23 protein-coding genes are annotated in these 21,596 nt (G+C 61.3%); 9 read left to right on the forward strand and 14 right to left on the reverse strand.

The genetic code is table 11. The features are described 5' to 3' along the window. Nucleotides 1-3: 3 nt before the first annotated feature. Entirely contained in the window at nt 4-966 is a 963-nt protein-coding gene (locus tag AB8B02_RS20675) for an alpha/beta fold hydrolase (RefSeq protein ID WP_439065037.1), read from the reverse strand. Between the two features lie 74 nt (nt 967-1,040). After that, complete coding sequence (locus AB8B02_RS20680) at nt 1,041-1,703, reverse strand: DUF3750 domain-containing protein (RefSeq protein WP_120288006.1); 663 nt, start codon at nt 1,701-1,703, stop codon at nt 1,041-1,043. Between the two features lie 261 nt (nt 1,704-1,964). On the opposite strand from AB8B02_RS20680, the gene AB8B02_RS20685 reads away from it, so the two are divergent. Next, nucleotides 1,965-2,147 (forward strand): hypothetical protein, encoded by a 183-nt coding sequence (locus AB8B02_RS20685; RefSeq protein WP_068728843.1) that lies wholly within the window; start codon nt 1,965-1,967, stop codon nt 2,145-2,147. A 160-nt stretch (nt 2,148-2,307) separates the two neighbouring features. On the opposite strand, the gene AB8B02_RS20690 is transcribed toward AB8B02_RS20685, so the two are convergent. The 6 genes from AB8B02_RS20690 to AB8B02_RS20715 form a co-directional block, all read right to left on the reverse strand. Further along, nucleotides 2,308-4,626, reverse strand: a complete 2,319-nt coding sequence (locus AB8B02_RS20690) for a mechanosensitive ion channel domain-containing protein (protein WP_439065038.1) — start codon at nt 4,624-4,626, stop codon at nt 2,308-2,310. A gap of 215 nt (nt 4,627-4,841) precedes the next feature. Continuing rightward, a complete protein-coding gene (locus tag AB8B02_RS20695; protein ID WP_116663200.1) occupies nt 4,842-5,486 on the reverse strand; it encodes a tetratricopeptide repeat protein in 645 nt (214 codons plus the stop codon). Between the two features lie 101 nt (nt 5,487-5,587). After that, nucleotides 5,588-5,713 (reverse strand): type B 50S ribosomal protein L36, encoded by a 126-nt coding sequence (gene ykgO / locus AB8B02_RS20700; protein ID WP_055038661.1) that lies wholly within the window; start codon nt 5,711-5,713, stop codon nt 5,588-5,590. Nucleotides 5,714-5,954: 241 nt separating this feature from the next. Continuing rightward, nucleotides 5,955-6,926, reverse strand: coding sequence for a Bug family tripartite tricarboxylate transporter substrate binding protein (locus tag AB8B02_RS20705; protein ID WP_439065039.1), 972 nt, complete (start codon nt 6,924-6,926; stop codon nt 5,955-5,957). A 63-nt stretch (nt 6,927-6,989) separates the two neighbouring features. Beyond that, complete coding sequence (locus tag AB8B02_RS20710; protein ID WP_068728848.1) at nt 6,990-7,430, reverse strand: MaoC family dehydratase; 441 nt, start codon at nt 7,428-7,430, stop codon at nt 6,990-6,992. Nucleotides 7,431-7,450: 20 nt separating this feature from the next. After that, entirely contained in the window at nt 7,451-7,927 is a 477-nt protein-coding gene (locus tag AB8B02_RS20715; protein WP_089265867.1) for a MaoC family dehydratase, read from the reverse strand. Between the two features lie 106 nt (nt 7,928-8,033). Between AB8B02_RS20715 and AB8B02_RS20720 the strand changes: the two genes are divergently transcribed. From AB8B02_RS20720 to AB8B02_RS20730, 3 genes are all read left to right on the forward strand, one after another. Beyond that, nucleotides 8,034-8,804 (forward strand): IclR family transcriptional regulator domain-containing protein, encoded by a 771-nt coding sequence (locus AB8B02_RS20720; protein WP_089265866.1) that lies wholly within the window; start codon nt 8,034-8,036, stop codon nt 8,802-8,804. A gap of 89 nt (nt 8,805-8,893) precedes the next feature. Further along, a complete protein-coding gene (locus AB8B02_RS20725; RefSeq protein ID WP_089265865.1) occupies nt 8,894-9,769 on the forward strand; it encodes an amidohydrolase family protein in 876 nt (291 codons plus the stop codon). Then, nucleotides 9,766-11,043, forward strand: coding sequence for an O-antigen ligase family protein (locus AB8B02_RS20730; RefSeq protein WP_439065040.1), 1,278 nt, complete (start codon nt 9,766-9,768; stop codon nt 11,041-11,043). Before AB8B02_RS20725 ends, AB8B02_RS20730 begins: the two co-directional genes overlap by 4 nt. On the opposite strand, the gene AB8B02_RS20735 is transcribed toward AB8B02_RS20730, so the two are convergent. Next, nucleotides 11,003-11,719, reverse strand: coding sequence for a glycosyltransferase family 25 protein (locus AB8B02_RS20735; RefSeq protein ID WP_089265863.1), 717 nt, complete (start codon nt 11,717-11,719; stop codon nt 11,003-11,005). The two genes, AB8B02_RS20730 and AB8B02_RS20735, sit on opposite strands and share 41 nt — an antisense overlap. Nucleotides 11,720-11,899: 180 nt before the next feature. Between AB8B02_RS20735 and AB8B02_RS20740 the strand changes: the two genes are divergently transcribed. The 3 genes from AB8B02_RS20740 to AB8B02_RS20750 all read left to right on the forward strand — a co-directional run bounded on the left by AB8B02_RS20740 (nt 11,900) and on the right by AB8B02_RS20750 (nt 14,207). Beyond that, a complete protein-coding gene (locus tag AB8B02_RS20740; RefSeq protein ID WP_439065041.1) occupies nt 11,900-12,397 on the forward strand; it encodes a YbaK/EbsC family protein in 498 nt (165 codons plus the stop codon). Nucleotides 12,398-12,829: 432 nt separating this feature from the next. Beyond that, nucleotides 12,830-13,351, forward strand: coding sequence for a hypothetical protein (locus tag AB8B02_RS20745; protein WP_175367806.1), 522 nt, complete (start codon nt 12,830-12,832; stop codon nt 13,349-13,351). Between the two features lie 70 nt (nt 13,352-13,421). Then, nucleotides 13,422-14,207 (forward strand): FadR/GntR family transcriptional regulator, encoded by a 786-nt coding sequence (locus tag AB8B02_RS20750; protein WP_089265861.1) that lies wholly within the window; start codon nt 13,422-13,424, stop codon nt 14,205-14,207. Nucleotide 14,208: 1 nt separating this feature from the next. On the opposite strand, the gene AB8B02_RS20755 is transcribed toward AB8B02_RS20750, so the two are convergent. The 3 genes from AB8B02_RS20755 to AB8B02_RS20765 form a co-directional block, all read right to left on the reverse strand. After that, on the reverse strand, nt 14,209-15,501 hold the full coding sequence (locus tag AB8B02_RS20755) for a TRAP transporter large permease (protein WP_089265860.1): 1,293 nt from the start codon (nt 15,499-15,501) through the stop codon (nt 14,209-14,211). 40 nt (nt 15,502-15,541) lie between these two features. Then, complete coding sequence (locus AB8B02_RS20760; protein WP_175367803.1) at nt 15,542-16,117, reverse strand: TRAP transporter small permease; 576 nt, start codon at nt 16,115-16,117, stop codon at nt 15,542-15,544. An 83-nt stretch (nt 16,118-16,200) separates the two neighbouring features. Further along, the gene (locus tag AB8B02_RS20765; RefSeq protein ID WP_093757160.1) at nt 16,201-17,205 is read right to left on the reverse strand and encodes a TRAP transporter substrate-binding protein; all 1,005 of its coding nucleotides are present in this window, start codon (nt 17,203-17,205) and stop codon (nt 16,201-16,203) included. A gap of 345 nt (nt 17,206-17,550) precedes the next feature. Between AB8B02_RS20765 and AB8B02_RS20770 the strand changes: the two genes are divergently transcribed. Further along, nucleotides 17,551-18,774 carry a bifunctional alpha/beta hydrolase/OsmC family protein gene (locus AB8B02_RS20770; protein ID WP_439065042.1) on the forward strand — a complete coding sequence of 408 codons (1,224 nt, stop codon included), beginning with the start codon at nt 17,551-17,553 and terminating at the stop codon, nt 18,772-18,774. A gap of 19 nt (nt 18,775-18,793) precedes the next feature. Here the strand turns inward: AB8B02_RS20770 and AB8B02_RS20775 are convergent, their stop codons facing one another. Continuing rightward, nucleotides 18,794-19,564 (reverse strand): esterase/lipase family protein, encoded by a 771-nt coding sequence (locus AB8B02_RS20775; RefSeq protein ID WP_320445522.1) that lies wholly within the window; start codon nt 19,562-19,564, stop codon nt 18,794-18,796. A 184-nt stretch (nt 19,565-19,748) separates the two neighbouring features. After that, entirely contained in the window at nt 19,749-21,035 is a 1,287-nt protein-coding gene (locus AB8B02_RS20780) for a DUF445 domain-containing protein (protein WP_184512030.1), read from the reverse strand. Nucleotides 21,036-21,221: 186 nt separating this feature from the next. Here AB8B02_RS20780 and AB8B02_RS20785 point away from each other — a divergent pair, with 186 nt between their 5' ends. Continuing rightward, entirely contained in the window at nt 21,222-21,488 is a 267-nt protein-coding gene (locus AB8B02_RS20785; RefSeq protein ID WP_068730348.1) for a hypothetical protein, read from the forward strand. Nucleotides 21,489-21,596 lie beyond the last annotated feature (108 nt).

Here is a 21,596-nt window from a genome sequence, read left to right on the forward strand (position 1 = left end):
AGGTTAGCGCAAGGCGGCCTTCGGTTTTGTGTCAGCGGCCGAGATCATGCCCTCGATCTCCCTCATGATAAGATCAGGTGCAGCGTTTTGCACCATATGACCAACGTTCGGCAGCACGATTAGTTTGGCGCCCGGCACGGTTTTCGCGAAATGACGCGAATGAATCTCCGGCGATACGATGGTGTCGGCAGAGCCTGCGATCACGACGGTCGGAGCTTTGATATCGGCATAGCGCGATGCCTGCGCCATGACGGCAGATTTCAACGTTACTAGATCCCAGGCATTGGCAAGGAAGTTGCGCGGCCGCAGTACAAGTTGCGTCGCGGTCTGCGCGATATAGCCTTCCGGCATCGGCTGCGGCGCAAACACTGCGCGTCCGGCCATGTCCGTCAAGAAATAGCCGAGCGGCAGCGTGATCGTATAGGCCAGCAGCTTGCCTATGGCCGGAGTGGTGACGACCTCGTTATAGATGCCAACGCCACCGGGCCAGGGATGAGTGACACCCGCCAGCATGACCAGTCCTGCGAAACGCTGCGGATAGTCCAGCGCCATCAGCGCGCCGAGTGCGCCGGCAAGCGAATGCACCACAACGATCGCCTGATCGACGCCGAGTTTTTCAAGCGCTTCATCGATCATCCTCGCCTGCATCGCCGGAGAAGAGTTCGACAAATCGTCACGCGTGCTCCAGCCAAAGCCGGGACGGTCGATCAGGATAACGCGGTGTTTTTCTGCCAGCATATTGCCGAGCGGCAGCCGCATGGTCTCCATGCTCGACGTGGCACCGTGGATGAGGACAATCGGCGGGCCTGATGCGTCGCGTGGTCCGATCTGCACCACATGCAGACGGCCACCCGTGACGTCGACAAGCTCACCCGTTGGCCGATATTTACGCTCGAATACCAGCACGCCGACCTGCGTGGCCACGGCCAGCACGCATAGCACGGCCACCACAGTGACCGATATCATCGCCGATATCCGAGGAATTTTGTGCACGGTTCAGCTACGCGACGGTACCCTGAGGGTTTCGCGCCGCGCGTCATTTACGCACTGACGCCAAGACGACCAATGCCCGGCAGTTTGATCGCGGGCCGGCGGATGTCGAGGCCGAATACGGCACCCAGCAGATTGAGCTCGACCCCTTCGACCCAGCCTGCGGTAACACCGAGATAGCCGCCCAATGTGGCGCGCACGCCGGTGCCGGAAGGTGTCCAGCCAAAGGCATTGCCGGCATAGGGGAAATCCTTCCCGATGGCGGTGGGCGGCAATGCCACCTGCAATTCGGGCACGGCGGCCAAAACTGCCGCGACGAAGGTGTTGGAGTTCGGCCCCGGCCAAGCCCGATAGTCGCCATAAGAGCGCCAGGAGTAACTCGCGATGGCCGCCTGGATTTTCGGGATCATGGCGGTGGCGGCATCGCCGTCGGCGGAGGCGATAGCGGTCGGCACGTCGCCGAACCAGCGGCCGTCTGCGGCAAATCCATTCAGGCGGATCGGCTCGCCCCACGCCGTATAATCGTAGCGAGTATAACGCGACGCGCCCTGTTCCTTGAACACGATCCAGCTATGGACCGCAAAGATACCGCGCCAGCGCACGGTCCGCGCCGCGAAGACGCGCACAAGTGCCTCGGGATGCGTGGCGGGCGGTGGCAACAGGCCGGCGCTTGAACGATCCGCGCTCTGCCAATCTACCGAGCGATCACCCATCCAATATCTGGCTGCCGACACAACAATGGGAACGACGAGAAGCGCGAGCAGGACAATCACAAATTTTCTCACCGAGGAAAGGCCCGTGGAGGGAAGTAATGTTGTGGATATGGGGGGCGTTTGGCGGCTTTGCCACGGCGGCCGCGACGAATGGCCAGCAAGAACTGTCCACGCTATCCACAGGAACGCATTCGTTCCCGCCCGGTTATCGCCACGATCAGGCGGCGGACTGACGCCATGATCTGAACTGGAGATAGTTCCATGACGGCCCGCCCAACCGATGCTGTGATCGACGAAATCATTTCTACCTGCAATGGCGACTTGCGCGGCGCGCTCAAGGCTTTGCTGATGGTCAACGAGCAACTGGAAGCGGAATTGCAGCAACTCTATGCCGCTTCACCCCAGTTCGGTGCTATCCGGCCCGGCAATAACGTCCTGCACTAGATCGACAGACGCACCTATTCTGGATTGTCCTTGTCTTCCGGTTCGTCCATCTGCCAGAGAGGCCGTGGCGGGATGGCGAATATGGCTGCCATTGCGCCCCACGTAGCCGCAACTTTGGCTAATCCGGAGCTGCCGCATCCTCGAAAAGTCGCGACAATCACTAGCCCGCGCGGCGCTGCGCTGACTTGCTCTGCTGGTTATCTGCGTCATTGTCCTCTGCAGCTTCAGTGGTCGGCGGCGGCAACTGCATCAGGACGGTCTGTCCGGGTGACGCGATCTCGATACCTTCTTCCTGGAAGCGGATTTTCATGCGGCGATTGAATTCGCGCTGCACCGCCCAGCGGCCGGAATCGGTACACCGGATCTGCCCGACGATCGTCGCCATCGAACCATCGACCTTATCGACGCCCCACAATTCGAGATCGCTGCGGATCAGCGGCTTGAAAGCTGCCTCATTGCGCATCTGCTCGACGATGTCCTTCAGCAACTGGCCGGCGCGGTCGGTATCTTCCTTGTAAGCGACGCTGACGCTGACGGCCGCGTTGCCTGCACCGCGGCTGGCATTGGTGATGGTGGTCACCGCGCTGAAGGGAATGATGTGAACCGAACCATCGCCGGCACGCAGTCGAATGGTACGGATCGAGACGTTCTCCACGACACCCGACAGGCCCGACACCGTAACGTTGTCACCAACCTGCACGGTGCTTTCCAGCAGCAGAAACAGGCCGGTAATCACGTCCTGCACCAGCTTCTGCGAACCGAAGCCGATAGCGATACCGAGGATGCCGGCACCAGCGAGCAGCGGCGCAACATTGACACCGATCTCGCTCAGCGCGGTGAGCGCAACCACCGCGATGATTACGCCGAGCAATGTCGTACGCAGCATCGGCTGGAACGTGCGCAGACGGGCCGCGCGGGCGAAATGAGCATCGCGCGTCAGCGCCGCGAGCTGACGCTCCATCAGCGCATTGCTACCTTCCCACACAACCGCAGCGACAATGGCAGCGATGCCGACGGTGATGACGGCCGAGACGACCCGACTGCCGATCTGGCCGCCATAGAACCAGACAATGGCATTGACGCCCCACACTTCCAGCAAGGCAACGAGGCCGATCACCGCGATGATCGTTGCGACGACCTTGCGCAACAGTGGCAGATAACGATTGGCACGCGTCTCAAGACCCGGAAAGCGCTGCAAGATTTCCGGTTTGATGCGGAAACCGCGATCAATGAGGCTCAGCGCAATCATCGAGACGAGCCGGGCCACCAGCGCGACAATGACCGTGCCGACGATGTATCGCAGCAGCAATGAATAACCGTTCTGGATATTGAGCGCCCAGATGGTCCAAGCCGCCATCACGACGACGATCGCCAGCACATGCCAGAGACTGGCGAGGCGATTGCGCATCGCGCTCAGGAAGCCCGTAGCGCCGATCGGCGCGCGGAGCGCATCGGCAACGGGCTTCCGGCACTGCAGGACGATGACGACAACAAACAGATGCACGACCAGCATCACGAGCTTGATCAACGCAAAATGTGCCGAACGATAGAGGCCCATCATCAGGGCGACATTGGCGATTGCGATGCCGGTGGCGCCGACGCCGACGATGCGACGCGTCCAGATTTCGAGATAGGCTGCGGTCTCCTCCTTCACCCTGAACAGAGCGAGCGGCCCGAACAACGCGCGCATCGCGCAGATGATGGCGCGCGCCACCACATAGCTGTTTACGATCGCAAGGATCGCGAGGCGCGTGATCCCGGCATCGCCGATCTGGGTGCCGAGCAGCAGCGATACTGTGCCGGTAAAGACGAAAATCGGAAACAATTCGAGGAGAAGACGCCCGACCACATAGGGAAGCCGCAGCAGCGATTGCCACGCCCGGGTCAGGCTGCGCCGCCGTTTGTTGAGATCAGGCGTCTCGGTGAAGTCGGCCGTGGACGACGGTGGATCGGCACGTTCGATGAGCGAGGACGGCGCACGGGCGACGAAAGGAATGCGCGCCTCGAGCGCGGCCTGCGGCTTGCGCAGCAGCCAAACCATGAGCCATTCCGCCGCCAGCGCACCGCCGAATACGACAACAAGCTTCCAGGCGATGTCGAACAGGAGATGATAGGTGGCGGGATCGTTCGCGCTGCGCTGTAGCCAGTACCATAGCGCCGGAAAGCGCGTGACCGATTGCACGGCTGTCGAGACCTCGCGTGTAATATCGCCGAGCTGATCGGAAATAGTCACGAGCAATTGCGCGCCAAGACTGTCGGCGTCGAGCGGAATGGCCGGTTTCTTCTCCGGCGATGCAGGTGTCGCCGTGGCGATCGCGCGCAGCGTATCGATCATTTCCTTGCGCTTGACGTCGTCTTGCAATGTGTCGAGCGCAGCCTTGGCCTGATCGGGGGACAGCGTCGAAGCTGCAGGCGCCGGCGGCGCATCGGCTTTCTGCGCCAGCGCAGGGCCGGTCACAGCAGCCATCGGTGCGGCCATCAACACACATAGCAAAGCGAATAGCGGAAATGACTTCGGCGCCAAAAGGTGTCCCTTCCTGTGGCTCGGAAAACGCCCTTTTCGCCCGTTTCCTGTGTCAGAAGTTTGATTCCCCGGCGACGATGTCTTGTTTTTCCATCGCGGGCAGCAGGGATGCATCAAAGCAGGGCGATGTTCCCGCGATGTCCCGCAAGCGCCCCAACTTTCAGGGAATCTCAGATATCGCGGCCTTCGACCTTTTCGGTCAGGGTCTTGACCAGCTCCGGCACCTTTTCGAGATGCGGATTGACCGCAAGCGCCTTGCGGAACGCATCAAGCGCACGCTTGTCGTCGCCCAGCTCCTGCATGATCATGCCGAGCCCTGCCAGAGCACCGAAATGCCGGGGTTCGCGTATCAGCACTTGCTCGATATCCTGCAGCGACCGGGTGTAATCGTTCTGCAGGTAATACAGCGTCGCGCGCCGATTCCAGCCCTCGACGTAATCCGGGCGCAGCTTCACCACCGCGCTCAACAACTGCAGCGACAGATCGACCTGCTTGGCGTCCAGCGCCGTCTTGGCGCGGGTCATCAGCAGCGCCGTCGTGTCGCTCGTGGTCTGCGACCACAGGGCCCAGATCCGGCCTTCGACGTGTTTGGCACTGGCTTCGTCCGGCGCCGCTTTCAGCGCACCAAACAGAAAATCAAGGCCGCGCGTCTTGTCGGCATTGACCTTCGGCAGTTTGGCGGGTGGCTCGGGAATCTTCTTCGGCGCATCCGGGGTCACGACCTGCGGATCTCGCACCTGCGCATAGACGGGTGCTGCGCCCAGAAACGCGCTCAGCAGAATTCCAAAACCTGCGGCCGGGATTCTCAATGCCATGCTGCAAGTCTAGACACGAAAAAACGCGCTGCAAAGCAGCAGCGCGTCAAACACCTGTGATGTCGTGAGGCCAGCCGGCAAAATGCCGGCCGCTCAGCAACTCAACCCTGGCGAGCCTTGAAACGGCGCTGGGTCTTGTTGATCACGTAGACGCGGCCCTTGCGGCGGACCAGGCGGTTGTCGCGGTGACGACCACGCAGCGATTTCAACGAGTTACGGACTTTCATCGGTCAATCCTGATAGCTTGCGATACTGACGTCAAAGGCCGTGCGCAGCAGGCCGAAATCAGCGAAAATGAGCTTGAACCCGCTGGCGACCAAGTCGCCCGGGACCCGCGGTTTCTAAGCCATCGGGCGCCAGACTGTCAATCCGATCCGGGCATCTGACGACCATCGGATCGATATTTGCAGGTATTTTGGTGGCTTGAGGGTCCGGGAACAGCCACCGGACCCTTCAAACACGTGCGGATCACTCTTGCGGGACATTCGCGGTTATCACCACTGCGCCCCACTTCTTGATCTCCGAATCGACGAAAGCCGTGAATTCAGCTCCCGCCAGCTTGCCCGGCTCGACACCCTGGGTGGCGAATTTCTCGCGGGTCGCGGGTGCCGCCAGGATCTCCTTCATGGCCGCGACCAGCTTCGTATAGGCCGGGCTGCCATTGGCCTGCGGCATATACATGCCGAACCAGGCGGTCGCCTCGAACCCCTTTACGCCGGCCTCATCGAGGGTGGGGGCATTGGGGAGCGAGGCCGCTCGGGTCAGGCTGGTGACCGCGAGCACACGGATGTTGCCCGCCTCGGCAGCAGGCAGAACAGTCGGCAACGTATCGAACATGATCGGAATATGGCCGCCGATCAGGTCGTTCATCGCCGGCGCGGCGCCCTTGTAAGGGATGTGTTCGATATTGATTCCAGCCATCTGCTTGAACAATTCGCCCGACAGATGATTGGCGCCGCCGACGCCGGCCGATCCGAAGGACAGCTTGCCGGGCTGCTTCTTCGCCAACTCGATCAACTCGGCGACCGACTTCGCCGGAAAGTCCCTGGTCACAACAAGCGCATTTGGCGCCGTCGCGATCAGGGCGATCGGCGAGAAGTCCTTCTGTGTCTCGTAAGGCAGACTCTTGCGTAGACTCGGATTGATCACGTGGTGCGTGGCCGTGACCAACAACACGCTGCCATCGGCGGGCGACTTCACGACAACTTCCGAACCGATCGTGCCCGATGCACCGGGCCGGTTCTCGACGATGGTGGCGACGCCGAGCTTCTCGCCTAGATATTGCGCGACGAACCGCGCGAGGATGTCCGTCGTGCCACCTGCCGGGAACGGCACGATGATCTTGATCTGACTGACTGGAAAATTCTGCGCCAGCGCGCCTGACAACATGACAAAAGTCATCGCCAGACACGACAGGGCGAGCCTCGTGAGCTTCTTCATTTCGATCCCTTGCCTGTTTTTATCCGGCGTGCGGACTATGCCGCACGCCGTTGCATTGAGCCACTAGGCTGTCAGCGGAAATTCAACCATCGCCTCGCCAACAGCGACCTTCTCGTCGTTCTGGTTCTTCACCAGCACGTCGATCAGCACCCAGCGCGATTTCTCGGTGGTCTGCTTGGCCTTGATGATGCCAACCGGCTGGATCGTGTCGCCGGGCTTCACCGGCTTGACCCATCGCGTTTCGAGACGGCGATGGATTGCACCTGCGGGATAGGCCCAGTCGGTCAGCATGCGGGTGATCAGCCCGAAATTATTCATGCCATGCATGATGATGCCGCCGAAATTGGTCTTGCCGAACGAGTTCTTCATATAGTTGTCGTCGAGATGCAGCGGATTATAGTCGAGTGATCCGTCGCAGAAGAGCCGGATCGACTCGCGCGACACTGCGAAGCTCGGACCGTCGATGGTGTCGCCGGTGGAGAGTTTGTCAAAGCTGGTTGTCATGGTTGATCTCCTTGCCACGCTCACATCGGGCGGATGGTCTGGCCGCGGCCAGAACAGATGACGTCGCCACGCTGGTTGAAGAACACGTTGTCGTGGACCACGAACAGCCGCTCGCGCTTGATGAACTTGTCGAGCGCGCGGGCCTGCAGGGTGATGGTATCTCCGGGCCGTGCCGGGACGTTGTAGCTCCAGGACTGGCCAGCGTTGACGGTCCCAGGTGTGCGCATCCAGTCGTCGGCCGGCGTGCAGGAGAACATCAGCAGAATGTGGATCGATGGCGGCGCGATCAGACCGCCATAGGGCGACGCCTTCGCGTAAGCCTCGTCGAAATACAATGGGTGGTTCTCGCCAACCGAGCGGCAATAAAGCTGGATCGCCTCCCTCGTCAGGACATAAGGCAGCGTCTTGCGTGGCTCACCCGGGACGATCTCGTCCCAGACCTTGCGCAGGTTCGCGTCCTTCCAGAAATCGGTTTCAAAAACTTCCGCTTGCGCCATAGCGCCTTCTCCACTAACGTTCACCAGGCGAACTTTATGGCCGCCTTACGAACAACTATAGGCGCGGTTTCCCGAGACTGACAAGTCCGAACCGGCAGGATGGTGCATGGCTAAAGACAGTGACGGTTTCGTTCGGGCGATCGCCCGTGGTTTTGCGGCCGTCGAAGCGCTGGGTCGCCCACCAGGTCGGCACACGCTCTCGGAAGTCGCCGCGATCGCGGGCCTCAGCCGCGCGACGGCGCGCCGGATGCTGGCGACGCTGATCGTGATGAAATATTGCGAAGCCGATGGCCGCTATTTCAGCCTACGCCCGCGGGCGCTGGGGCTTGGCCTTTCCTACCTCAATGCACTGCCTTACTGGGGCTATGCGCAACGCGCTTTGGAAGACCTGCGCAACGAAATCGGCGAATCCTGCTCGCTGGCCGTGCTGGACGAGACCGAGATCGTCTATGCGCTGCGATTGCCGGCGCAGCGCATTCTCTCGGCCAATCTCGCCGTCGGAAGCCGCCTGCCCGCCCACGTGGTGTCGCTCGGCCGGGTCCTGCTCGCAGCCCTGCCGCCGGACCAGCGCGCGCACTATCTCGCCACCACCGAATTCAAACATATCACCCCACGCACCATCACCGATCCCGTGCTGCTGGAACGCGAGCTCGAACGCGTCGAGGCCAAAGGCTATGGCTGGGTCGATGGTGAACTCGATCCAGCCATCTGCGGCATCGCCGTCCCCGTCCGCGACCACGGCGGCCGGGTCGTCGCGGCGATCAGCGTGAATGCCATTTCGGGCACAATGGACGAGGCGACGGCAAAGGAGAAATACCTGATCCCGCTCCGCCGCACCGCGCAGGATATCCGGACACAGTCCTTCTCCACCGGCTAGGTCGGCAGCGTTCCGCGCCTTTCATTCAGCAGGCCGGTTTGCTAGAGCAACCGCCAACGATAATGATGAAAGTGCGGGAGACGCGGGACATGAAATTGCTCAATCCGGACGACCTTGTCGCCATCGACATCCACACACATGCGGAAGAGCCATGCGGCTGCCACGCCGACGACGGCTATGATGATTTCCAGGCCCGCATGGCCGAGTATTTCAAGTCGCCGCATAAGCATCCGCCGACAGTGCAGGAAACAGCCGCCTATTACCGCGACAAGAAGATTGCCGCGGTGATCTTCCCGGTCGACGCCGAGCGCGAGACCGGCTTCCGCCGCTACAACAACTACGAGATGCTGGAGATCGCCAAAGAAAACGCCGACGTGCTGATCCCGTTCGCGTCGATCGATCCGCACAAGGGCAAGCTTGGCGTGCGCGAGGCACGCAAGCTGATCTCCGAATACGGTGTAAAGGGTTTCAAGTTCCACCCGACCATGCAGGGCTTTTACGCCAACGACCGCATGGCCTATCCGCTCTATGAGGCGATCCAGGAAGGCGGCGCTATCGCGCTGTTCCACACCGGCCAGACAGGCGTCGGCTCCGGCATGCCAGGCGGCATGGGGATGCGGCTGAAATATTCCAACCCGATGTATATGGACGACGTTGCGGTCGACTTTCCCGACATGAAGATCATTCTGGCGCATCCCTCCTTCCCCTGGCAGGAAGAGGCGCTGTCGGTCGCGACCCACAAGCCCAACGTGTATATCGACCTGTCCGGCTGGTCGCCGAAATACTTCCCGCCGATCCTGGTGCGCTACATCAATTCGATCCTGCAGGATAAGATGCTGTTCGGCTCCGACTGGCCGGTGATCATGCCGGATCGCTGGATGGCCGATTTCGCCAAGCTCGACATTCGCGACGAGGTGCGTCCGAAGGTCCTGAAGAACAACGCACGGAAACTCCTGGGCATATGACGAACAACGATCTGCCGCGCAAACTTGCGGATGCCCGGCAGATCGCTGCCATTGCCACCGGCTTCTCGCTGCCGTTCTCAACCAGCGGTCAGGCTATCGCGGTGTCGATCTTTGCAGTGCTCGCGCTGCTGACACTCGACCGCGATCGTTTCATCGCCACGTTGCGGAGGCCGGCGGCCTATCTGCCGGTCGCGCTGTTCGCGCTGATCCTGGTCGGCGTACTCTGGTCGATGCAGCCGCTCAGCGGCGCGATCAGATGGGTTGGTCCCTACGCCAAGCTGCTGTTGATTCCATTGGTGATGGCAACGGCATTTACGCCGAAACAAGCGTTACAAATCGCTTATGGCTTTCTTGCCGCCTGTATTTGTCTTCTCGCCCTGTCATGGGCTGCGTTCCTGTGGCCCACGGGACCGTGGGGCTGGTTCAAGGCGCCCGGCGTGCCCTTCAAGGACAACGCGGTTCAATCCGGCTGCTTCGCACTTTGTGCCTTCGCTCTGGCGATCGGCGCGATGCGCATCTGGGTCCAGGACACCCGCCGCGCCATCGCGATGATCGTGCTCGCGCTTCTGTTCTTTGCCGACATTTTCCTGATCTATGTGTCGAAGACGGGCGCAATCATGGCCGCCGCATTACTCGGTTTATTCGTCATCCACGCCGGCGGCTGGCGACGCTCCGCCATGGTCGCGGTCGCAGCCATGATCGTGATCGGCATCGCATTGCTGACCTCGCCACAAGCGCAGCGCCGGATCGCAGAGATCAACTCGGACATCAACGCCAATAGCGGCCAGACCGCTGGCGGCGAAACAGTCTCGACTGCATCGCGGATGGATTTCTGGAGCAAGGCAGTCGGCTTCGTGAAGGCCTCGCCCATCGTCGGTCACGGCACCGGGAGCATCAAGCCGCTGTATCAGAACATGGAGGCGACGAAGCCGTCGCCCTATGGCCAAGCCACGCCCGATCCGCACAATCAAACGCTTCATACGGTGCTGCAGGTCGGCCTGATCGGCGGGCTGCTGCTGTGGGCCATGTGGATCGCGCATGCACGGCTTTTTCTCGCGCGCGATTATGCAAGCATCCTCGGCCAGGCCGTCGTGTTGCAGAACGTGATTGGCTCTTTATTCAACAGCCACATCTCGGCGGTGACGCAGGGGATGCTGTACTGTCTGGCAGTGGGATTGCTCGGCGCGTTGGTACGCAATACTCTATCCGGAATGACCGGCCGGAAGCCGCCAATTACTTCAGCTTCAGCCACCGCTTCAAATAACGCCGCCTGAACTTCTGCACGGCAAACTGTATGCGCAGCTGCAATTGCGCATGCCCCTTGCGATCAAGCGAGCTCTTGAACACGCCGTTGAGCGAGCCTTGCTCGGCCAGCGGCGGTTCCGGCCACAGGAACGGGATGCCCATGGCAGGATCGCCGGTGTTGAAGGCGATGTCGATAGGCTCGTGCATCGGATGCCGCGCGATCCAGTCAAGTCGTGCCGAAGCCTCGGGCGCGCCCAGGACATAGGCTTCCATATTGCGCACGCGATTGCCGGGATAGACGATCTGGCCCGGGCGCAACTCCGACGCCGGGGTGTAAAAATTGGTCGCGGCGCCAAGATGCAGAATGCGCGGCCGCGGCCACTTTTCGGCTTCATCAAGCACGCGCTTCAACTGGTCGCAGAAATCCGGCACCAGCAATGCGTCATCCTCGAAGATCAGCGCCAGATCCTGGCCGCGCTCGCGGATGCGCTGCATGGCGACGACATGTTTCAGCGCGCAGGATTTCTGCCGCAGCGTGAGATCGGCGCCTTCGGCGAAATAAGCCCGATCGACATCGGAGGTGATCTCGTCGGCATCGAAATCCAGCACCCACTCGAACTTGATGCCCGCACGGTCGAGCTCACGCTGGATATGCTCCGTGCGCTCGGGCAACGACTTGGCATGGATCACATAGGCCGGCAGCATCGAGGGGTAGGCTCCAGAACATCGCCCGGCACGGTCAGCCGGACAAGAGCCCGTATAAGGTCAAAACCGGCGTGAGGGAATGGCGCGGCAGCGCCGCCCCAGTTCCCCAATGCACGGATGTGACTTCACTTTGTCGGCGACATGTGAGAGGGCGTGGCGGTATGTCACCGAGACCGCATCATGAGCCTTGAGTCCGTCCGCGCCTTTCTCACCGCCAACGCCCCCGAATTATTCGTCACCGTCACTGACAAAAGCTCGGCCACGGTCCTTCTCGCCGCCGAGGCGTTGGGCGTCGAGCCCGGCCAAATCGCCAAGACGCTGTCGGTGCGGGTCGGCGACCGGGTGGTGCTGGTGGTGACCAAGGGTACAGCGCGGCTCGACAACAAGAAGGCACGCGATGCACTTGGCGGCAAGCCCCGCATGCTGGGGGCCGATGAGGTCGTTGCCCTCACCGGCCATCCGGTCGGCGGCGTCTGCCCGTTCGGCCTGGCAACGCCATTACAAGTCTACTGCGACGTGTCGCTGAGGGAATTCGCCGAGGTGTGGCCGGCGGCGGGCTCGGTCAACAGTTCGGTGCGGATTTCCCCGGCACGGATGGCCGAACTGACCGGGGCCAGCTGGGTCGATGTTTGCCAGGAACCGGCGGCAGTGCAGGAGCAAGCTCCCGCGATGGGTTGAGGCAGCGAGAATAATTCACTGCCGTTCATTGCCAGCAGAGAACAAGCCAACCGCCGTCCGGCACGAGAGCAGCGCGGGTATTGCTATTTTTGCCGGGGGATCGACTTCCCCCGCGCAAGGCACGATTTTCCGGGTGTCGTCCCTGAGGACGCTCGGCTGCGCAGCAATATGTGCGGCCCAACCGGACAAGGACCATGCGCTTCAAAGCCTCGTCTCATCGCCCGCAGTCGTCGAAGACCTGGAAGCAGGTGGTGGCGTCGATCGTGGCCGCAGCTGCAGCCGGATTACAGTCCGCTGGCGCCTGAACGCGCTCTGTAGACGTCCGCTGGAGCGCAAACGCCGCTGGCGCCAAGTTCCCGCGTTATCAAAATCTTGAGGGTATATAGCTAGGGTTGCATCCGGCCGTGTGTAAATCGGCGGGGGGACCTCGAGATGCGGCTCGTGCCGATCACCGACGCCGACAGAAGCTGGGCTTCACTGAAGTCGCAGTGGCGGAAGGCTGCCGAGGCAGCCGAGGAAGACTTCTCCACTTACACCCAGGGTATTTTCGCGGCTTTGGACCCTGTCATGCAGGGCGGCAAGGGTGGGTTGTACGGTCTCTACGACGGCACCGTTCCGCAGGCTTTCTGTCAGGTCAGCAAACTTCTGATGCCCAAATTCGAAGGCCCCGTGCTGCGTTGCCGTTTCATGACCGTGTCGCCAACCTACGACTTCGGAAGTGCCGGTCTCGATAAATACGGACAACTGCTGATCGAGCTGTTTTCCGGCATGATCTGGCTGTCGCGCAACGCCCTTTCCGCCAGCCATATCCAGTTTCACCTCCGCAGCCCCGCCGACGCGCAGTTCCTCGCCCCATTGCAGGCTCCGGTGCCCGACTCGCCGTTCCAGCGCTTCACCATTAACGGCGCCTGGGTCGAATGCGATCTCAAGCTGCCCGAACTCGAAACAATGTAAGAGCGTGCAGCGCAATGACGCGTGCCGCAAGCTTGCGCAGCGACATCGGCGATGATAGCCCGGTTGTACGATGACCGGACAAGCTAAGCCACGCACCAAGCGCAAGACAACCAATGGGGCCGCAGGCACGCCTTTGCTGCGACCGCTCAATCCCGTGCGCCGCCGTACTGAGGAAGTCGTCGAGCGCATCGCTGCCCAGATCATCGAAGGCCGCTTGCCCGCAGGCGCGCGCCTACCGACCGAGCAGGCCATGATGGCGGCCATGGGCGTCAGCCGCACGGTCGTTCGCGAGGCGATTGCGGCACTCCGCGCCCGGGGTCTTGTAACCACCCGGCAAGGCGCCGGTGCCTTCGTCAACAGCGAGCCCGATCAGCAGCCTTATGCCATCGACCCCGACGGCCTGGGCTCGCTTGGCAGCGTGATCGAAATTCTTGAACTGCGCACGGCCGTCGAGATGGAGGCCGCGGCTATAGCCAGCGAGCGCGCCACCGCTGCCCAGATCCGAGCCATTGCCAAGGCCGCGGCTACCTTCAGCCGCGCCATCGCCAATGGCGACCGTGCGGTGAAGGAGGACTTTGACTTCCACTTCGCCATTGCTGTCGCCACGCAGAATGCGCGCTTTGTCGGTTTTCTGGAATTCCTTGGCGGTCTTATCATCCCGCGCCAGAGCATCCGCACCTTCGATGGCAAAGTCGAATTGCAGAAGCGCTATCTCGAGAGTATCGAGAAGGAGCATCAAGTCATCGTCAATGCGATCAGCGCCCGTTCGCCGCGCAAGGCTCGCGATGCGATGCGCCGGCATTTGCTGAACGGCAAGGAACGCTACAAGCAGTTGTCAGTCGATCCGGTCCAGTAGCTCACCTGAAGCCGAACGCGTGCGGCAGCGCCATCGAGAACCACGGTACGTAAGTCACCAGCATCAAGACCGCGAACATCACCCAGTAAAACGGCCAGATCCCGCGCATCACCTCGTCCACCGAGACCTTGCCGATGGCGCAGCCCACGAACAGCGTGGTACCGACCGGAGGCGTCAACAGGCCGATGCCGAGATTGAGCAGCATCACGATGCCGAAATGCACGGGGTCGATCCCGAAACTCTTCACCACCGGCAGCAGGATCGGCGTGCAGATCAGCAGCAGTGGCGCGAGATCGAGCGCCGTGCCGAGGATCAGCAGCATGATATTGAGCCACATCAATAGCACGTATTTGTTCGACGAGATGGCGACGAAGAACTCGGTCATATGCGCCGGCATCCGCATCATCGCAGCGACATAGCCGAAGCATGACGCGGTCGCGACCAGCGTCAACACCATCGCCACCGTCTGGAGCGTCCGGTAGGTCAGCATCGGCAGCTCGGACCATTTGTAGTCGCGATAGATAAACATCGTGACGAAGAAGGCCCAGACGCACGCCACAGCGCCAGCCTCGATCGGCGTGAACACGCCTGTGAGAATGCCACCGAGCACAATTACCAGCGTGACGATTCCCCAGGTGGCATCCCCCAGCATCTTCAGCGCCTGCTTCACTGGCACCGGTTCGCCCTTCGGATGACCATCGCGATAGGCAAAGTAGAGACACAACAACATGATCGCAAAGCCAAGCAATAGCCCGGGCACGATACCTGCCAGGAACAGGCTGGTGATCGAGACCACGCCGCCGGTCGCCAGCGAATAGATCACCGCATTGTGGCTCGGCGGCACCAGGATCGCCTGGACCGAGGCGGAGATGGTCACATTGGTGGCGAACACCCGTGGATACCCCTTCGCCGCCATCTGCGGGATCATCACCGAGCCAATCGCCGACGTATCCGCGACCGACGAGCCGGAAATCCCGGACATGATAGTCGTAGCCAGAATATTGACCTGGGATAGGCCGCCGCGGATACGCGTGAAGCCGACCACGACGGCTGCAAAATCCACCAGCCTTCGCGCCATGCCGCCTTCTGCCATGATGGCGCCGGCCAGCACGAAGAACGGCACAGTCAGCATCGACACCTTGCCGACGCCGCTGGAGAGTTGCTGCATCACAGCTGCAACGGGCAGATCGATCCACAGTGCGCCGACCAGCGCGGAAAGCGCCAGGGCAAAGGCGATCGGCATGCCGACGGCGAAGAACAGACACATGCTGAGCAGAAGAACGGCGATGTCCATGTCGGATTTTCTTTATTCTGGCTGGAGCTGATCGGCGAAGCTAGTCGAGAGGTATGTGTGCGTCGCTGCCATCCTGCGGCGGCGGACCGATGGTCAGGCGTTCGACGACAAAGAGAAACATCATCGCGCCGGAAACCGGGATCGGCATGTAGGTGATCCCGACAGACAACCAGGGAAATTCATCCACCGAATTGCCCCAGGTGGTCATCACCAGCTTCATGCCCCAGATCACCATGAACAGTGCCACCGCAGCCATCAGCAACTCGCTGATGAAAGCAGCTACGACACGCGCGTGAGGCGGCAGCAGATTGGTACCTACCGTCATGTTCATGTGGATGCGCTGGCGATAGCAGTTGGCGGCGCCGATGAAAGTCACCGCTATCGTCAGCAACACCGCCAGCGGCTCCGGCCATGACGCCGCGCTGTTTAAAATGTAGCGGGTGTAAACAGCCCAAGGGATAATCGCGGAGATCAGCACAAGCGCCAGGCAAGAAAAAACGGCACCGGACCAGTACAGTGCGTTCATGGCGCGGCGGAACGCGTAAGCCGCACCATGGCTGGCCGTATCGGCGTGATGACTGGATGCAGCCGGCAGTTTGGAAATAACGTCAGACATGAAGACCTCAGGTAACGCGACGGAAGCGCTGGCCTATCCTGTCGTCCCCGCGAAGGCGGGGACGACACATTGAGAACATGCCGCTAGCTCACCGCAGCAATGCGCTTGGTCATCTCGGCGTATTTCGCGCCGTATTTGTCCCACACCGGCTTCACGGCATCGCGGAACGGCTGCTTGTCGATGGACGTGACGATGTCGGTGCCGACTTCCTTCATCTTGTCCAGCGCGGTCTTCTCCGCCTCGTACCAGAGCACGCGCTGTTCGAGCTGCGCTTCGCGGCCGAATTTCTTCAGCAGCGCCTGATCGTCCGGCGTGAGCTTCGCCCATGACGCCTTCGAGAACACCAGCAATTCCGGAATGATCAGATGCTCTGTCATCGAGAAATACTTGGCGACCTGGAAGTGGTTCTGCGCCACGAAGGATGGCAGGTTGTTCTCGGCCCCATCGACGACGCCGGTCTGCATGGCGCTAAACACCTGATCGAAGCCCATGGCGACACCATTGCCGCCGAGCGCATTCATGGTGTCGATAAACAACGGATTGCCGATCATCCGGATCTTGAGACCCTTGAGATCAGCGAGCGTCTTGATCGGGCGCTTGCTGTTATAGATGTTGCGCGAGCCGGCATTCATCCAGCCAAGCGCGACCAGGCCGGTTTTTTCATTGGCCGTGATCTTGTTCAGCAGCTCGGTGCCAATCTCGCCATCGAGGACCGCTTCCATGTGCTTGGAATCGCGAAACACGAACGGCATGTTGAAGACGTTGACGTCATCGACCACCGGGCCGACGGCGCCGACGGAAATGCGCGCGATCTGCAGAGCGCCGACCTGGGCCTGCTCGATGGCTTCCTTCTCGCCGCCGAGCTGCATGGACGGAAACATCTGGATGGTGAGCCGGCCGCTTGTGGCGGCATCCAGCTTCTTGCCCATGCGCACCACGGATTCGACCGTGGGGTAGCCGAGCGGGTGGACGTCAGAGGCCTTGAGGACCATCTTGGTCTGCGCCTGCGCAGGCGTGAACCGCCCGAGACCGGTAGCGCCAACCGCGAGCGCGGCCAGTCCGCCTTTGACGACATCTCTTCTCTTCATGGACGAAATCCTCCCTGTGAATTTCCCGATGCGGCGCGTTGGCCATTATTCTGGTTCGCCCCTTTGCGGGGTCGATCTTGTCACAATTCTAGGAGCGTGCCGGCCCGCCGTCCATCAGCTTGTAGCGGCAGCGCACCCCAAAAGTTGTACGATGACCCGACATCTAGCACCGACATCGGAGGCCGGCAAGCGCGTGCTCGAGCGGCCGCGCAGAACTAAAGTTCAACCCGAGGTGCGACGCCAAGAGAGCAGCTCGGCCTCATTCTCGCGCGGGTGTTGGGTACCCACTGATTGATTGGGTGGAATCGGTGTAGAAAGAGACATCTGTCACGACAGGAGCCCACCGTGCCAACTGAACGCTTTCAATTCCCCGGCGCGGCCGGCCATATGCTGGCGGCGGCGCTGGACCTGCCCGATGGCGATGTCCATGCATATGCGCTGTTCGCGCATTGCTTCACTTGCGGCAAGGACGTGCTCGCGGCGCGGCGTATCTCTGCGGCGCTGACGCTCAAGGGCATCGCCGTGCTGCGCTTCGACTTCACTGGCCTCGGCTCCAGCGATGGCGATTTCGCCAATAGCACGTTCTCGTCGAATGTCGCCGATCTCGTAAAGGCCGCGGACCATTTGCGGGAAATACGCCAGGCACCGGCAATCCTGATCGGCCACAGCCTCGGCGGCGCAGCGATCCTCGCCGCCGCTGAACAGGTGCCGGAAGCCAAGGCCGTTGTCACCATCGCGGCGCCCTCCGATCCCGCGCATGTCACCGACATGTTCGCCGAACATGTCGACGCGATCCGAGAAAAAGGCGAGGTCGAGGTCAAGCTCGCCGGCCGGCCATTCAGCATCAAGCGTGAATTCCTCGACGATATCGCCGAGCACAATCTGATGGCCAAGGTCGCCAGGCTGCACAAGGCGCTGCTGATCATGCATGCGCCCACCGACGACACCGTGGGCATCGACAACGCCACGAAGATTTTCGTCGCTGCCAAACATCCCAAGAGCTTCGTCTCGCTGGCCGGCGCCGATCATCTGCTCACGCAAAAGCATGACGCGATCTATGTCGCCGATGTCATCGCCGCCTGGGCTGGGCGCTATCTCAATGCGGTCGCCGTCACGCCCGTAGCGAGCCCGCCCGATGAGCCGCGCAAGGTGGTGGTGAGCGAGACGCGCGCCAGCAAATTCCAGCAGGTCATCAATGTCGGCCCGCATCAGATACTCGCCGACGAGCCGATCGCGGCCGGCGGCGAGGACACCGGACCCGGTCCGTATGATCTGCTGCTCAGCGCGCTCGGCGCCTGCACCGCGATGACCATGCGGCTCTATGCCGAGCGCAAGGCATTGCCGATGGACCACGTTACGGTGACGCTGAACCACAAGAAGATCTACGCCAGGGATTGCGAGGAATGCGAGACCAAGGACGGCATGCTGGACCAGATTGAGCGCGTCATCACGATCGACGGCAAGCTCGACGCCGAGCAGCGCGCAAAGCTCATGGAGATCGCTGACAAGTGCCCGGTACACCGGACACTGACATCTGAGATCAGGATCGTGACGACAGCAGCAGAGTGAGCGTGTCGCTGACGCGCCTTTACCTGTTAGGGTCCGGATAGACCAGGCTGCGCCAGCCAGAGCGATCGAACGGTGCCCACGCGCCTTCCTTTTGCGCGAGACGCTCCGCCACTGCATAGACGACGGCGGGGTGATGCCCCATCCCGCAATGGCTGCTCTCGACCTCGATGCTCTCCGACATCGCCGATGACTTCTCCATGCAGCCCTGCCAGGCACAGACGCCGTCGGTGCGGCTGTAGATCGCGGTGGTCGGGACCGGCGGCGTATCGGCAAGCGAACCACCGAAATCGTCGTCGGTGTCATCGGCGCGTTTGCCGCTGGCGAATTCATAGACGCGCCAGGCATTGGTGGATTTCGGATGGCCGGCAAACGGGCTACCCAGCGTGATCACCGAGCGGACGCGGTCCGGCATCATCTTGGCAAGCTGGCGTGCGTAAAGGCCGCCGAGACTCCAGCCGACCAGACTCACCTTGCGGCCGTGGTTCTCGTTCATCTCTTTCAGCAATTCGACCATGCTGCCCTGCACACCGTCGCGCAGGCCGAGATTGCGGCCCTGCTTCCAGCCGCTGACGGCATAGCCGCGGCCTTTGAGGAAGGTGCGGAGCGGACCTGTCGAAACATCCGAGGCCACAAGGCCCGGCAGTACCAGTACCGGATGACCATCGCCACGCGGCGCGAGATTCAGCAGCGGCAGCGCGCCGAGAAAGGCGCCGAATTCGTGAACCGCACGGCCTTCAAGAAACATCAGGGTTTTCGATGGGGGACGCTGCGCCTGGGCCGTAGCCGACATCTGATTTCCTCTCGCCGGCGCGTTGGCCGGTCATATCGATTGATTTGAAAGCAGCCTCACAGGGAGGGAATCACACAACGCACCGAAGCAACTATCAGTTCACTCAAGTTAAGGTCGGGTTTGTGGCAGTTCAAGCGCATCCCGATACCCCCCGGTGCCTCACTTCCGCAATGCGGAACTGCTCTCACAGCAGTCGCAACAGATATTCGATCGTGTAGAGCGCCAGCCCAGCGAGGCCGCCGATCAGCGAACCGTTGAAGCGGATATATTGCAGATCGCGGCCTATATTGACTTCGATGACACCGATCAGCTGCTGCATGTCCCAGCCCTTCACCTGATCGGCGATAAAACTCGACACGCCGCTTTTCTGATCGGCGATGAACGTGCGCAGCACCACGACGATGCCCTGGTTGATCTCGCCGCGCATCTCGGCATCGGCGCGCAGCGCTGCACCGGCCTCGACGAACACATTGGCCAGATGATGTGCCAGTACATTGCTTTCACCTGATGCACTGCGCTCGATGAAGCTGCGCGCATTGTTCCAGAGATTACGCCCAAGTTCGGCAAGCTCGGGGCGCGCCAGCAGATCGCGCTTCAACCCATCGATGCGGCCGGTGAAGCCGGGCTCGGTCTCCAGCCGATCGACGAAGGAGAGCAGCATGCGGTCGAACTCACCACGGAACGGATGCGCTGGATCCTTGCGTACATCGTCAAAGAAGGTCGTGGCCGACGCGACGATGCGCTTCAGCAGGAACGCATCGGCGCGATAGAGTTTGAGCAACGTCGGCAGCTCGTCGCGAATCTTGTTCTTGATGACAGCCAGCGTGTCCGGCTCGGTCAGCGCGCCATGCATGGCGCCGAGCAGATTGTCGAGCAGGCCCTGATGGCGACCATCGCGAATGAAGCCGCGCATGGTGCCGGCAGCGATGGGCGCGAGATCAACTGACTGCAGCTGAGTCATCACGCGGCGCGTGATGAAGGTTTTGAGACCAGACGTTTCCGTCGCCGACATCGCCTCCGGCAGCAGCCGCAGCAAGAAACGCGCGAGATCCGCGCTACGCTTTTTATCGCTCAGCCAGTCTGCAACGAAACTCGCAAAATCCACCTCACGTAGTTTGGCCTCGACCGGCCCGGCTTCGAGGAAATGCACCTCGATGAATTCACCCAGCTTGTCCGCAATGCGATTTTGATTCGCCTGGATGATCGCGGTGTGCGGAATCGGCAGACCCAGCGGCCGACGGAACAGCGCGACAACGGCGTACCAGTCCGCCAATCCGCCAATAGTGGCCGCTTCCGCGAAGGCCGCAACGAATCCGAACGCGGGATGAATCGACAGCAAGATTTTTGCACCGACAAACACGACCAGACAGCTCGCCAGCACCAGCGCCGCAATCGCCTTGACGCGTCGCAACTCTGCTGCGCGCGCAGCGTCGCCGGGACTCGCGAAAGACGAAAAACTGTTTGCGTCCATAGGCTTCCTCAACCGGTCAAGATGACCGGTTCCCGCTGTTAACATAATGTCGGACAATGTGAGTCACTGTCGTTAACCTTTCTTAAAGATGTCGCTCGCGGAACCTGCTCCGCGTGGTAAATCTCGATTCGAACTTGCGAGGCGCGCTTCGCTTTGATGCGCACCGAAGACCGTTTTGGGAATTTCATGAGCGAATCATTGTCGTACCGCCCCGCCCGCGATCCGCTACCGGATCAGGAACAGAAGCAGGCCGCGCTGAGCTATCTCAACGAAGCCTGGGCGGAAGCACGGCATGACGGCGTCGATGGCGATTGCCTCGCGCAGGCCAGCCTGTTCGCAGCCTTTGCCGAGCTCGTCGGCACCTATGGCGAAGACGCCGTGGCGAAGTTTGTCGAGGGTCTTCCGGGCCGCGTGCGCAATGGCGAGTTCTCGCTGACACTGGCACGGCAGTAAGATTTCTTACCCTCCCCTGAAGGGGGGAGGGTCGGTGAGCAATCCGCGAAGCGGATGCGAGACGGGGTGGGGTGAGGCCACACACTACGTCGCTCGTGATTTCACCCC

Origin of the sequence: Tardiphaga sp. 862_B3_N4_1 (assembly GCF_051811085.1) — a bacterium.
In the GTDB taxonomy this organism is placed as follows: Bacteria; Pseudomonadota; Alphaproteobacteria; order Rhizobiales; family Xanthobacteraceae; genus Tardiphaga; species Tardiphaga robiniae.